Origin of the sequence: Mesorhizobium sp. YC-39 (genome assembly GCF_025753795.1) — a bacterium.
Taxonomy (GTDB): domain Bacteria; phylum Pseudomonadota; class Alphaproteobacteria; order Rhizobiales; family Rhizobiaceae; genus Mesorhizobium.
This window is the reverse complement of the sequence record NZ_JAOWPS010000001.1, coordinates 1223313-1236237: the sequence shown is the minus strand read 5'-3', so window position 1 is coordinate 1236237 and position 12925 is coordinate 1223313. Positions and strand designations below refer to the sequence as shown.

The 12925-nt window shown below is 62.1% G+C and carries 11 protein-coding genes; 2 read left to right on the top strand and 9 right to left on the bottom strand.

Annotation, left to right across the window (positions count from 1 at the left end):
* Positions 1–15 precede the first annotated feature (15 nt).
* Together fhuB and OHD62_RS05825 are read right to left on the bottom strand one after the other, a co-directional pair.
* Complete coding sequence (gene fhuB / locus OHD62_RS05830) at positions 16–2061, bottom strand: Fe(3+)-hydroxamate ABC transporter permease FhuB (protein WP_263781517.1); 2046 nt, start codon at positions 2059–2061, stop codon at positions 16–18.
* The gene (locus OHD62_RS05825; protein ID WP_412177354.1) at positions 2054–2929 is read right to left on the bottom strand and encodes an ABC transporter substrate-binding protein; all 876 of its coding nucleotides are present in this window, start codon (positions 2927–2929) and stop codon (positions 2054–2056) included. The genes fhuB and OHD62_RS05825 overlap by 8 nt, the downstream gene beginning before the upstream one ends.
* 228 nt (positions 2930–3157) lie before the next feature.
* Here OHD62_RS05825 and OHD62_RS05820 point away from each other — a divergent pair, with 228 nt between their 5' ends.
* Positions 3158–5314 carry a TonB-dependent siderophore receptor gene (locus tag OHD62_RS05820; protein WP_263781515.1) on the top strand — a complete coding sequence of 719 codons (2157 nt, stop codon included), beginning with the start codon at positions 3158–3160 and terminating at the stop codon, positions 5312–5314.
* A 686-nt stretch (positions 5315–6000) separates the two neighbouring features.
* Here OHD62_RS05820 and OHD62_RS05815 read toward each other — a convergent pair.
* Entirely contained in the window at positions 6001–6867 is an 867-nt protein-coding gene (locus tag OHD62_RS05815) for an alpha/beta fold hydrolase (RefSeq protein ID WP_263781514.1), read from the bottom strand.
* The gene (locus tag OHD62_RS05810) at positions 6864–7280 is read right to left on the bottom strand and encodes a helix-turn-helix domain-containing protein (protein ID WP_263781513.1); all 417 of its coding nucleotides are present in this window, start codon (positions 7278–7280) and stop codon (positions 6864–6866) included. The genes OHD62_RS05815 and OHD62_RS05810 overlap by 4 nt, the downstream gene beginning before the upstream one ends.
* A 113-nt stretch (positions 7281–7393) precedes the next feature.
* On the opposite strand from OHD62_RS05810, the gene OHD62_RS05805 reads away from it, so the two are divergent.
* The gene (locus OHD62_RS05805; RefSeq protein ID WP_263781512.1) at positions 7394–7750 is read left to right on the top strand and encodes a hypothetical protein; all 357 of its coding nucleotides are present in this window, start codon (positions 7394–7396) and stop codon (positions 7748–7750) included.
* A gap of 86 nt (positions 7751–7836) precedes the next feature.
* Here the strand turns inward: OHD62_RS05805 and OHD62_RS05800 are convergent, their stop codons facing one another.
* From OHD62_RS05800 to OHD62_RS05780, 5 genes are all read right to left on the bottom strand, one after another.
* The gene (locus OHD62_RS05800) at positions 7837–8892 is read right to left on the bottom strand and encodes an ABC transporter ATP-binding protein (RefSeq protein ID WP_263781511.1); all 1056 of its coding nucleotides are present in this window, start codon (positions 8890–8892) and stop codon (positions 7837–7839) included.
* 26 nt (positions 8893–8918) lie between these two features.
* Positions 8919–9659, bottom strand: coding sequence for a ribonuclease activity regulator RraA (locus OHD62_RS05795; protein ID WP_412177353.1), 741 nt, complete (start codon positions 9657–9659; stop codon positions 8919–8921).
* A gap of 90 nt (positions 9660–9749) precedes the next feature.
* The gene (locus OHD62_RS05790) at positions 9750–10628 is read right to left on the bottom strand and encodes a carbohydrate ABC transporter permease (RefSeq protein ID WP_263781509.1); all 879 of its coding nucleotides are present in this window, start codon (positions 10626–10628) and stop codon (positions 9750–9752) included.
* On the bottom strand, positions 10625–11548 hold the full coding sequence (locus tag OHD62_RS05785; protein WP_263781508.1) for a carbohydrate ABC transporter permease: 924 nt from the start codon (positions 11546–11548) through the stop codon (positions 10625–10627). Before OHD62_RS05785 ends, OHD62_RS05790 begins: the two co-directional genes overlap by 4 nt.
* 2 nt (positions 11549–11550) lie before the next feature.
* The gene (locus tag OHD62_RS05780; protein ID WP_263781507.1) at positions 11551–12831 is read right to left on the bottom strand and encodes an ABC transporter substrate-binding protein; all 1281 of its coding nucleotides are present in this window, start codon (positions 12829–12831) and stop codon (positions 11551–11553) included.
* Between the last annotated feature and the right edge of the window lie 94 nt (positions 12832–12925).

Genomic DNA, 12925 nt, shown 5'->3' with positions numbered 1-12925 from the left:
TCCACAGGGACAGAGTCAGCGGCGGCGCAGCAGCCACATCAGCACCGGACCGCCGATCAGTGTGGCGACGAGCCCGGCCGGGATCTGGCGCGGGAAGATGGCGGTGCGGCCGATCCAGTCGGCGCAGACCATGATCAGCGCGCCGGCTAGCACGGCGCCTGCGGCTTGCGGCAGCGCGCGGGCCAGCCCGAGGCGCCGGGCGAGATGCGGCGCCATCAGGCCAATGAAGGTCAGCGGCCCGACGATCAGAGTCGAAGCGGCCGTGAGCGCCGCCACCATCAGCAGCACAAGCAGCCGGGTTTTGCGCACATCGATGCCAAGCGCCTGAACCGCGGAGGGGCCGAGCGGCAGCACATCCAGCCAGCGCATGAAGAGCGGGGCGAGAAGCAACAGGACAATGGCGATGCCGCCAGTCAGAAGGGCGGCATTCGCATCGACGCCATAGGTCGAGCCAGTGAGCCAGTTGAGCAGCAGCATGGCGCGCGGGTCGCCAGTGGCGGTCAGCACCAGGATCAGCGCGTCGAACAGCGCCGTGAGCGCAACGCCGGCCAGCAGCAGGCGTTCCGGCGCATAGGCGGCGCGACGTCCGATTGCCAGCGTCACCAGCAGCGCAGCGAAGGCGCCGACAGTCGCCGCCGCGGTCTGGACCAGACGCCCCGCGTCGGAGAAGGAAAACAGCGCCACCATCATGCCGAGCGCCGCCCCGGCGCTGATGCCCATCACCTCGGGGCTCGCCATCGGATTGCCGGTCAGCCGCTGCATCATCAGCCCGGCAAGCGCCAGCATCGCGCCGGCGACAAGCGCGGCCGACACACGGGGCCAGCGCCACGACAGCAGGGGCTGCAGCTGGTCGCCGAAGCCGACCGTCCAGCCATGCGGCCCCGGCCCGCAAAGCAAGGCAAGCCCGAGCAGCAGAAGCAGGGAGACACCGATTGCCGCCAGCACGAGGCCGGGCTGGCCTGTTCTGGGCAGGCGCTCGGCGGTGAGCGCCGGGACCTCCCAGCCCAAGGCAAGGCGCGGCAGCAGCCAGAGCAGCAGCGGGGCGCCGAGAAGGGCCGTGATCGCGCCGGTCGGCAGCAGATCGCCCTGCGGCCCGGTCGCCACTTGCACCGCCTGGTCGGCGGCCCACAGCAGGGACGCGCCGATCAGGGGGGCCATGATCAGCCTCTGGCTCAGCCGGCGCGCACCGCCGATGCGGGCAAGAGTGGCGGCGGCCAGGCCAACGAAACCGATCACGCCGACGGCGGCAACGACGAAGGCGGTGAGCGCGACGGCCGCAACCAGTCCGGCGAAGCGGTAGACACCCAGCGGCACGCCAAGGCTGCGCGCGCCTTCGTCGTCGAGGCCCAGCAAGGTCAGCGGTCGCACCATCAGGCCGATCGTCAGCGCCGCTGCGCCAGCGCGCGGCAACAGCCAGAGCGTGGTTTTCCAATCCTGCTGGCCGAGCGAACCGGCGCCCCAGATAAACAGGCTGGCCAGCCATTCGTGCCGCAGCACGATAAGAGCCGCGCCGATCGCACCGGCATAGAGGCTGACAACCAGCCCCGCCAGCACCACGGAAAGCGGCGACAGGCCCTTGTGCCAGGAAAGCGCGAAGACAGCGGCAAGGGCGATGAAGGCGCCGGCCAGCGCCACCCATTCGCGGCCGAAAGCGAGCAGCGAGGGCGCCAGAAGCGAGGCCAGCGCCAGCGCCAGATAGGCGCCGGCCGAAACGCCGATCGTTTCGGGCGAGGCGAGCGGGTTGCGCAAGACTTGCTGCAGAACCGTGCCGGCAAGCCCGAGGGCCGCGCCGCACAACAGGCTGACGACAAGCCTGGGCAAGAAGGCATAGTGGACGAGCACCTGCCGCATATCGTCGATGTCGGGGGCGATGAGCGATCGCAGCCAAAGTGCCGACGGCAGCTGTACGGTGAGATTGGAGACAGTTGCCGCCATCGCTGCCGTCGACAGCACCATACAGAGCAGGATCGCGCTCACCGGCTGATTGGCGAACATGCCGCGCTTCCACGTCCGGCCGGCCAGCTTGCCGTGCTCCGCCAAGGTCGCGGCGTCCTCAGCCACGGGCAGCCTCCCCGGTCATCGCCTTGGCCAGGACCCGTGCGAAGCGGCTGGCTGAAGGAAGCGCGCCGAACATCAGGACGGCGGGAAGACGCATGATCGAGCGGTTGCGCACGAAGGGCATGGCGTTCCAGACCGGGCTCTCGGTCAGCGTGCCACCGGCGCCCTCGGGCAAGGGTTCGAGATAGGCCAGGCGCGCATCGCTCGATGTCGCCAGCCCGTCGATGCCGACCGTCGAAAAACCCCAATAATTGGTCTCGCCCGTCCAGGCGTTGCTGAGCCCGATGCGATCGAACACGTCCTGAAACAGGCTCTTCTTGCCATAGACGCGCACATTGCGCGGATCCATGAAGTTGACGACATAGACGGGCCGCGCCGAAAGCGGCGCCAATTCCTGGCGAATTCCCAAAAGGGACGCATCCGTCGCTGCAATCAGCGCCTCGCCCTCCGCCTCCTTGCCGACAAGCCGGGCGAGCTGGCGCGTCGCCTCGATGGCGCGTCGATAAGGTTGCCCGTCCTCGGTGTAGATGCCGATCGTCGTCACCGGCGCGACGCGCTCGAGCAGGGGCTTGATGCCGTCGAGATACGGAATGGCAAGGATGATGTCGGGTCTGAGCTGCTGCAGGAATTCGAGATTGGGTTCGAGCAGCGTGCCGACATCGGCGACCTCCGCCGGCAGCGGCGGCTCGACCACCCATTTTTCCCAGACCTCGCGATCGGCGATCGCGACCGGCCTGACACCGAGCATCAGCAAGGTCTCGGTCAGTCCATCGTCGAGGCAGACGATGCGCAGCGGCTTCGCTTCGAGCGCCGAGCACGCAAGGCCGGTGAAGGGCAATACGAAAAGCCCGAGCGCGCCGCGCCGGGTCATTCGGCTGCGGGCGCGGAAGGCCGTCTTGATATGGCTCTCGGGCACGGTCCTTGGCCTCTCTCCAACTTCGGTCGGGCGTTCCAGAAACTGGCAGACGACGGCCGATGCCCGGTTGACTATGAAACATGAGTTTACTAGTCAACATTGAAGATGACAAAAAAAGTCAACAATTCGTCGCGCCGGCAGAGAACGATGCCGCGCGCTTCGCAGGCAGTGAGGATGATCGAGATGAGGTTGAGTGCAGTTCGTGCGGCAGATCGGCGCGATAGGGTTCCAAGCCGAGGTTTTCTGGCCGCAGCGACGTGCCTCTCGACCTTGCTTTGCGCACCCGGTTACGGCCTCGCGCAAGAAACCGCGACCGAGCTCAGCCCCATTGTGGTCGAAGGGCAGACCGACAGCCCGGTCGGCCCGGACGATGGCTACATCGCCAAGAACACCACCACCGGTTCGAAGACCGACACGCCGCTGAAAGAAATTCCGCAGTCGGTGTCGGTGGTGACCCGTAAGCAGCTCGACGATCGCCAGCCGGCGCAACTCGAGGATACGCTGTCCTATCTGGCCGGCGTCACCGCCTCCCCTTGGGGCGTCGACAACCGCTTCGACCAGTGCCTAATCCGCGGCTTCGACCTCTGCACATACGTGATCTACCGTGACGGGCTGCCGCAGAAGGCGATCGACTTCTCGGGTTTCAAGATCGAGCCCTACGGGCTGGAGCGCGTCGAAGTGCTGAAGGGACCGTCCTCGGTGCTCTATGGCGAGAACGAGGCCGGCGGCATGATCAATGCCATCAGCAAGCGGCCGACGGAGACGCCGATCTATGACGGCTACCTCAGCTACGGCAGCTTCAACACCGTCGAGGCCGGGCTCGATATCGGCGGCCCGATCGACGATGCCGGCGTGTGGACCTATCGCCTGACCGGGCTGGTGCGCAACGGCGAGATCGAAACCGACTATTCCCGCAACGACCGCATCTTCGTCGCGCCGGCGCTCAAATGGCAGCCGGACGCGCAGACCTCGCTCACCATCCTGGCCAACTACCAGTGGGACAGGCTGGCGCCGAACGCCTTTCTTCCGGTGGCCGGCGAACAGTATCCGGCGGAGTACGGCAAGCTGCCGCGGAATTTTTTCACCGGCTCACCCGGCTTCGACCGTTACGACGCCAACCATGGCTCGATCGGCTATCAGTTCAGCCATGAATTCGATGACAATTGGACGGTGCGGCAGAATTTGCGCTACTCCAGGCAGGATACCGACTACCGGCAGCTATACTACAGCGGCATGATCGACGATCGCACGATGGCGCGCACCGCCTTCACCGTGGACGAGACCGCGACCATCTTCAGTGTCGACAACCAGGCCGAGTACGACCGGACTTTCGGCGCGGTGCAGAACAAGCTCCTCGTCGGTCTCGACTACAATCGCTTCTCGGTCGACGGGCAAAACCATTACGGGGCGGGTCCGGATCTGGACATACTGAACCCCGACTACTCCCAGCCGATCACCATTCCCGACATCTGGGTCGATCGCACCCAGACGATCGGCCAGATCGGCCTCTATGCACAGAACCAATCCAAGATCGCCGATCACTGGCTGCTGACTCTCGGGGGCCGCCAGTCCTGGATCGACAACACCAATTCGGACCGGCTCGACAGTGCGGGCAGCTATAGACAGAAGGACCATGCCTTCACCGGCAATGTCGGCATCGGCTATCTCTTCGACAATGGCCTGACGCCCTATGTCAGCTATGCTGAATCCTTCACCACCAATATCGGCCAGACGCAGTCCGGAGCCGCGTTCCAGCCTTCGTCTGGAAAGCAATATGAGGTTGGCGTGAAGTACGAGCCGACCTTTTTTCCCGGATTCATCACCGCTTCGCTGTTCGACCTGCGCAAGACCAACATCGTCACCTATGCCGGCGGCCCCTTCCAGATACAGACAGGTGAGGTACGCCATCGCGGTCTCGAGATCGAGGCCAATGCCGATCTCGCGTCCGGCCTGAGCATGACCGCTGCCTATACCTATCTCGACGCTGAGATTACTAGGGATGATCCCTTGGTCATCGGCAACCGCCCATCGCTTGTGCCGGAGCATCAGGCCTCGCTGTGGGCCAATTACGAGGTCGGCCACGGCATGCTTGAAGGCCTAAGCGCCGGCGCCGGCGTGCGCTACATCGGCGCAAGCTTCGGCGACAACGCGAACACCGTGAACGTGCCCAGCTATACGCTGGTCGACGCCGCGCTGCGCTATAAGAAGAACGGCTGGCAGGCCGCGCTCAATGTCTCCAACCTGTTCGACAAGACCTATTATTCGACCTGCTATCCCGGGTCCGGCTGCATCTATGGCGAAGGCCGCGTCATCAAGGGCAGTCTCAGCATGAAATTCTAGGAACTGCGGTGGTTAGAATCCGCCTCTGAGCGCCATCACTTTCTCTTGTGATATCAATTGTTTACTGGATCGGTCTCGGCGCCCATACGAGGCTCCATGTCGCATTCATGTTGCAATAGCTCCCAAATTGGCGAGGCAAGGATGCGGCCTTCATTAAGTGGAACGGGACCGGGCCGGTGCAGACACCGCCGGGACTGTGTCTGAAATATCGAGATGGTGGCTGACTGATCCCTGCGCGCTATATAGGGCGGTATGGATACGATCTATACCTTGCTGCTCTTCGCTGCGGTCATTGCAATCATCTATCTAGCCGGCAGGTGGAACACGTCGGACGCCGACCACTATATGGGATTCGATAACCTGCGTCCGACCCGCAGGCGGAAAGCTCAGAACAGCGACAAGAACGCCAAAACGCAATGAGGCGGCGCCGGTCGACGAAGGTCAGATGCGCGGGTCACGCTCGACCAGTCGGCCATTCCCCGATCATGATGCTATCCTCTCATTTCGCTTGTTGAGGCACGCCGAGCGCGATGGGTCTCCTCCTGGCTGGCAATGACCCCGCACAGGAACGCGCGGACTGCGAAAAGCCGTTTCGGCTAAGGACACCTTTCGCTCAATCTCCGAGGAATAGGCTGACAAACTGAATCCTAGGGATCGGCGAGAACTCCGTTTGGCGGCTATCATTCTCAAACCCGATGAACACTCCTCTCCAGGAAATCCATGACGCGCGGCGCCTGATCTGGCAGAAAATGATAGCCGTCTTCGATAAGGCAGATCTCTGCATGGGGAGCTGCGCATTGCAGCCGTGCCCGCGTCTCCGCAGAATCAAGAAGGACATCCCGCCCGCCAATGACAGCAAGTATCGGTATCTTGAGCCGACCGAGCTGCTCGTCCGTCAGCCGGGGAATACTCACCACTCGCGGCCTGATCGCCCCAGCAACGGTTTCCATCAGTTCCGCCAGCGGTCGCATCACCTCCGGAAGCTCCTTTGGCGCGGGGCCAAACACCTGCTCTCGCATCTTGCGTTTTCCCCACGAGCCGAGAAGCAGGAGCGGCAGCGCCTTCAAAAGGAAGTTCTTCTGACGACCGATTCCAGCTGGGCTGATCAGCGCCAGTGCCTGAACAGCTCCGGGTCTCCGGCTCGCATAGTCGAGCGCAAGCCAACCGCCCAGGGAAGTGCCGACGATGCCGGCACGCTTTAGACCCAGGCCATTGAATACATCATCTAGCCACAAGGCGTGCGTATCACCGGTGAGGTTCGGCCTGACCCGAGCGCTCAAGCCAGCTTCGCCGATCATATCGACAGCAAACAGCCGGAACTCGGAAGACCATAGCGCAACATCAGGCATCCAGGATGCCGAATTAGCCTGAGAGCCATGAAGTAGCACAACCGGAGGAGCACCATCCGGTCCGCTCACCAGGACAAATGTTGAGCCAGCGCATGTCGGCAAATGCAGTTCGATTTTCGGGACCGGCCACTGCCTCAGAGTTTCCCTATATTTCTGCTCGACGGTCATTGCCGCCTTGTCACTCCGAAAGACGACGTCGTTCATGAGCGGCCGCCCAATTGCAGTTGCAGCATCTCCAGCAATTTGGCCGTGTCGGACGGACTACCGATCAAAACGACCTTCAGAGTCTTAGCGAGTGGGTCGAACGCTGTGTTGATGTGCAGCGGCGCCGTGCCGCCGGCCATCGCAGCTGAATTGAGAAACGCTGCCGTCCGCTCCGCACGTTCCGGCGACGTGTGGGGGATATCGACGATGCACGTTGTGCGTACATCCTTCACCTCACTGGAATGGCCGCTCTCGGTACCGGCAAAAGCGTCAAGTTCAGCCCGGGCTATGCGATAGGATTTCCCAATCCGCGTGGCCTGCAATCGGCCGTCGCGGATGTAACGGAGCACGGTCTTCGGGTGCAGGACCAGCTGTTCCGCCACCTGCTCCACTGTGAAAAGGGGGCTCGACATAACGTAGAAATCCTCTCATTGATTCCCTAATCATGCTACATCAAGGCGTGATATGGAACAATAGAGAATATTACGCCCTCGATGATTTCGGTTTGCAAAGGAGGTACGGGCAAATGTTGGAAGATGGCGGAACACGCGTGAAATCTCGTCTCCGTTCGGACTTGCGAACGGCGATGAAGTCCAGGCGAAAAGGCGAAGCCGCGCTTATTCGAGAGCTTGTCGCTGCGCTCGACAGTGCCGAAGCGGTTCCCGGCTCTGCCGAACTGACATCTCTGGTTCGCCATGAATTTCGCAGCGGATCGGCAGAGGTCGAAAGGCTTGTCCTGAACGACGACCATGTGCGCGATCTCCTTTTGATGGAAATCCAGAAGCGCGAACAAGCAGCCGCCGAGATGGAACGGTTAGGCGAAGTTAGGCGCGCACACACGCTTCGGACCGAAGCAATGATGGTGAAGCGGTATGTTGAGTGAACAGATACGCCGCAATTGGCGCGGTGCTCCGCGGGACGAAGGAGCACGCCCTTGGCGAGGGTGGCAGTATCGAGACGACAAGCGCTCTAGTTTATCCTGGTGCCGGTCTGGGCGTCGAAGAGATGCACCTTATGCATCATAATCTCCAACGTCACCTCTTGATCAGGTTTGAAGGGTGGCTGGTCCCGGATTTCGGCAATCAGATCGACGCCATTCGCACTTAAGGTAAGTTCCTGGGCCTCGCCGGTCGGCTCTACTACCTGAACCCTTGCGCTTGCGTGGTTCCCGCCGACAGCAATGTGCTGAGGGCGAATCCCGTATACTACCCCTTCCCTGTCACTTATCCGAGCGTCCTCGGACAAGGGCAAGCGCAGGCCCTGCTCGGCGGCGAAGGCGCCATTGTCAATTCGGCCCTTGACCAGGTTCATCTCCGGAGAGCCGATAAAGCTCGCAACGAAAAGGTTGGCAGGGTTCTCGTAGAGCTCGGAAGGGGTACCGATCTGCTCAACCTGGCCTCGGTTCAGCACCACTATGCGGTCGGCAAGCGTCATCGCCTCGGTCTGGTCGTGCGTGACGTAGATGCTGGTGCGCCCGAGCCGTTGGTGCAGTTTCTTGATCTCGGCACGCATCTTGACACGCAACTTTGCATCAAGATTGCTGAGCGGCTCGTCGAACAGGAAAGCAGCCGGGTCGCGCACGATCGCGCGGCCCATGGCGACACGCTGGCGCTGGCCTCCGGACAACTGGCGCGGCATGCGGCGCAGCAGATCCTGCAGGCCGAGGATTTCGGCCGCTGCCTTCACCCTCGAGACGATCTCTTCTCTGGGAACCTTGGCCAACCGAAGTGCGAAGCTCATATTGTCCGCCACGGTCATATGCGGATAGAGCGCGTAGCTCTGGAAGACCATCGCTATATCGCGCGACTTTGCGGGCATCTCGTCGACGACACGTCCGCCTATGCGGATCTCGCCCGTCGTCTGTTCTTCCAGCCCGGCGATCATACGCAGAAGAGTCGACTTGCCGCAGCCCGAGGGGCCGACAAGGACCACAAACTCGCCGCTGGCGATTTCAATGTTCACGTCGCGCAGAACTTCCACGGCGCCGAAGCTCTTGCCGAGCTGCTCTATCTCAATTGCAGACACCTATTTTCCTCCCGTGCCGGCCCTACTCATTTGCGCTGAGCGTGCCGCCATGCGCGGTATTCGGCCTCGCCCTCCGGGCTCAACGGGTAGTATTTCCGCAAATCCCCTCCTTCGGCCAAGCGCTTGCGGGAAAATTCTTCCCACTCGATATGCTCGCCGGCGAGCGCGACCAGCTTAGGCGCAAGGGCGATCGGCACGACGACCACGCCGTCGTCGTCAGCCACGATGACGTCGCCGGGTATGACGAGCACGTTCGAGCACGCGATGGGGACGTTGACGGCGAAGGGGACAATGTTGGTCTGGGCGTGGAAATTCGGCGTCACCTCCCTGACCCAGATGCCGATGTCCAAGGCCGCGGCCTGTGCAGAATCGCGGATGCAGCCGTCGACGACCACCCCGGCTCCGCCGCGGCCGGCGAAATAGGTGAGCATCATCTCGCCGAAGATGCCGCTGCCCAGATCGCCGCGCGCATCGACCACCACCATGTCGCCTGGCTGCGTGGGATAGAGAACGTGGCGATGGAGCTGGCGCTCCGGCTCCTCATACTCTGTTTCGTTATAGAGATCTTCGCGCTTCGGCATGCACTGGAGCGTGAGGGCGGGCCCTGCCGCCGTGCGGCCGTGCCTCAACGGCCGCGGGCCCCGGATATGCGGATCACGAATTCCCATCTTGTGATAGAGTTCGCTGGCCAGAGTCGCCGAACCGATCGCCGCAAGCGCGTCGACCAATTGCTTTGATGGCCGGGAAATGTCCTTTATCGCTGGTATTTGATCCGCTTCCACTCGTCATCCTCCGTTAGCTTGCTGAGGTCGCAGGAACTGGTCGCCGCAATTTTCATGGTCCTCCCTGCGCGCCGCTCAGCCGCGGACCGCACCAGTCGTCAGGCCTTTGACCAATAAGCCTTGGGCAAACCAGACAAACACCAAAGTCGGAATAACCATGAGGACGCCGGCCGCCGACATGGCTCCCCAGTTGATGCCGAACTGCGAAACGAAGTTGGTGAGCCCGACCGGCAGGGTCTGCGCGGCCTTGCTCGACGTCAGGGTCAGTGCCAGCAGCAAATCGTTCCAGGTGAAAAGGAAGGTGATCACCGCACTGGCCCCGATGCCAGGCGCGATCAGCGGCGTGACAATCTGGACCAGCGTGCGCATCGTGCCGGCGCCATCCGACTGGGCAGCTTCCTCGATCTCTTTGGGGACATCATGGATGAAGCCCAGCAGAAGCCAGATGGCGACAGGCAGTTTGGCAGCTGTATGGGCGAGGATCAGCGCCCAAATCGTGTCCAGCATTCCCATCGCCGCGAACACGGCGAAGAGCGGAATGGCGAGCGCGATGACCGGGATCATGCGCATGATCAAGAGGAGGCCGAAGATGAGCATGACGCCCGGCATCCTGAAGCGCGACAGGGCGTAGGCGCAGGGTATGGCCAGCAGATGGACGAGGATGACCGTCGCCACAGAAACGATCACGGTGTTCCAGACATAACCCATCGTGTCGTACTCCGTGAAAACGGAGACGTACTGCGTCATGGTCGCGGTCACAGGAATGATGTGCACCGGGACGGAGAAGATGTCGGCTGAACTGCGGATCGAGGTCAGGAACAACCATGCCAGCGGAAAGACGGTGAGAGCGACGGTCAGAGCCAGCGCCAGGTACTGACCAGTGACGCCAGCGGTGAGCCGGCGGCGGCGGCGCTTTGGCTTGGAACGCGCGCTGACGGTCGCGGCTTCGGTCATATCGCCCTCCGTTTTGCAAGCAGCCACGGCACTCCGTACAGGAGGCCGAGCACGAACAGCGACATCCCAAGCGCGATGTAGGAAACCGCCGCCGCGTGTCCGAAATCCACCGCCTGGAATGCCAGCAGGTAGGCATAGACGGTAAGCAGGTTGGTGGCGCCTCCCGGCCCGCCCTGCGTCATCAGCCAGACGACGTCGAAGGTACGGAACGTGTCTATGATACGCAACATCAGCGCGATCATGATGACCGGACGCATCAAAGGCAGAACAATGTGCCAGAAGCGCTGCCACGGCCCAGCGCCGTCCACCGTGGCGGCTTCGAGCGGCTCTTGGGGCAAGGATTGCAGGCCAGCCAAGAACAGCAGAACCATCAGGGGAGTGTTCTGCCAGACATCGGCGATAATGACCGAGACAAGAGCCCATGTCGGATCGTTGAGCCATGGGATATTGGGTAGATTGAACATGCGGAGCAAAGCGTCCACGAGGCCATACTGCGTGTTGAAAAGCCAACGAAAATTGAGGCCAACGACGGCGGGAGCGATCATCGGTGGCACCAGCAACAAGGTGCGAGCGAGCCGCATGCCTCGCAATTTTCCGTTGACCAGCACAGCGATCGCCATTCCAGCGACCACCTCGACCGTGATGGAGACGACGCTGAAGACGATCTGGTTACGGAGGGCTTGGTTGAACTGGCGGCCAGACAGTTCGTCTGTGTAATTTCCTGTCCCAATGAACGGCGCGGAGCCGCTCAAATCCCACCGGAAGAAACTCATGAGAAACGAGTATCCCAACGGATAGACGAAGATGGCGAGCATGACGATGAACGCCGGGGCGGCAAGAAGGTACCCTCTCTGCCAGGTGTAGGGCAGCGGCGAACGGCGCCGACGCCCCGACACCCGGTTTTGTGCGACAGACGACATCCTCAGTCGTAGGCTCCCGCCCGACGCATGGTGTCCTCTGCTTCCGCGGCAGCCTGATTGAGCGAATCGCTTGGAGAAAGCTGGTCCGTGAGCGCCTGTTCGATGGCCGAGAACATCAGGGTGCAGACTTTTGAGAAGCCAGCCAGCTTGGGCCATTCCTTGCCGTTCGCGATCGTCGTCTCGAGCTGCTGCAGCCATGTGGCCTGTGGCCCCTTGGCCGCCGCAATCACCTCCTTGGCGATAGCCTGACTGCTGGGGAAGTTGGTGAACTGGTCGAACTGCAGGCGCTGCGCCTCAGGGCCGACTGTATACCTGATGAACTCGACGGCGGGATCCTTGCGCCCAGACTGTCCGTTGAGGGCCATAGCGTGCGAGATAGCGCAGGAAATTGCCGCTTTGTCCCGCACGTAGGGCGCGGTCGACCACTTGCCGACGACGCGCGAGGTCTCCGGATTGGACAGGGTCGCGAATGCGCCCGGCCAATCAAAATTGGCGTAGACCGTGCCCGACGAGAATTCGGTCGAGTTTTCGTTCCACTGATATCCGACCGCGTCCGGCGGCACGATTTTGTGCTTCTGGATGAGGTCGCGGTAGAATGTGAGCGCCTTGATGCCGGCTTCGGAATTGAAAGCCGGTTTGTTGGCCTGATCGACCCAATCCCCGCCAGCCTGCCACAGGAGATCGCTGAAGGTGCGCTGGGCCGGATCACCCTGCCCCGGCACCACCAATCCATAGTGGCCATTGCCGGTGAGTTTCAGGCCGACATCGACGAGTTCTTCCCAGGTCTCGGCCGGCTTCAGGCCTTTCTCCTGGTAGATATCGCTGCGGTAATACTGAACGCGCGCATCCATGTTGCGCGGAATGGCCGCCAGATTGCCGGTCTTGGGATCGCGCAGATACTTGACCGCAACCGGATAAAAGTCGGCCAATTCGGACTCGCTGAAATAGCTGTTCAGCGGCGCAAAATGGTTGAAATAGGAATCTATCTGCGCCGTGTGGGTGCTGTAGACGTCGTATTGGCTCGATCGCGCGGCGCTCAGCGTGACGACTTTCGATGTCAGCGGCGTGAATTCCAGCAGGTCATAGCGAACCTTGATGCCGGTCTTTGCCGTGAAATCCTGGACAACCTTCTCCCAGTATTTGGGGTAAAGCGGGCCACCGGTGATCAGCAGCGCGGTAATCTCGTTCGCCTGCGCCCTGGCGACCCACGGCGCGGCGAGCGAGCCGGCCGTCACGGCGGCACTGGCCGCCAGGAACTTGCGCCTCGATACGTTTCCGGACATCACAATCTCCTCCTTGTTTGCGACTGGTCAGCCCTTCCGAGGGCCGGCCGATGACTTCCAACCTTTCTGGCAAATCCGCGGCGGCTTGCTCCTC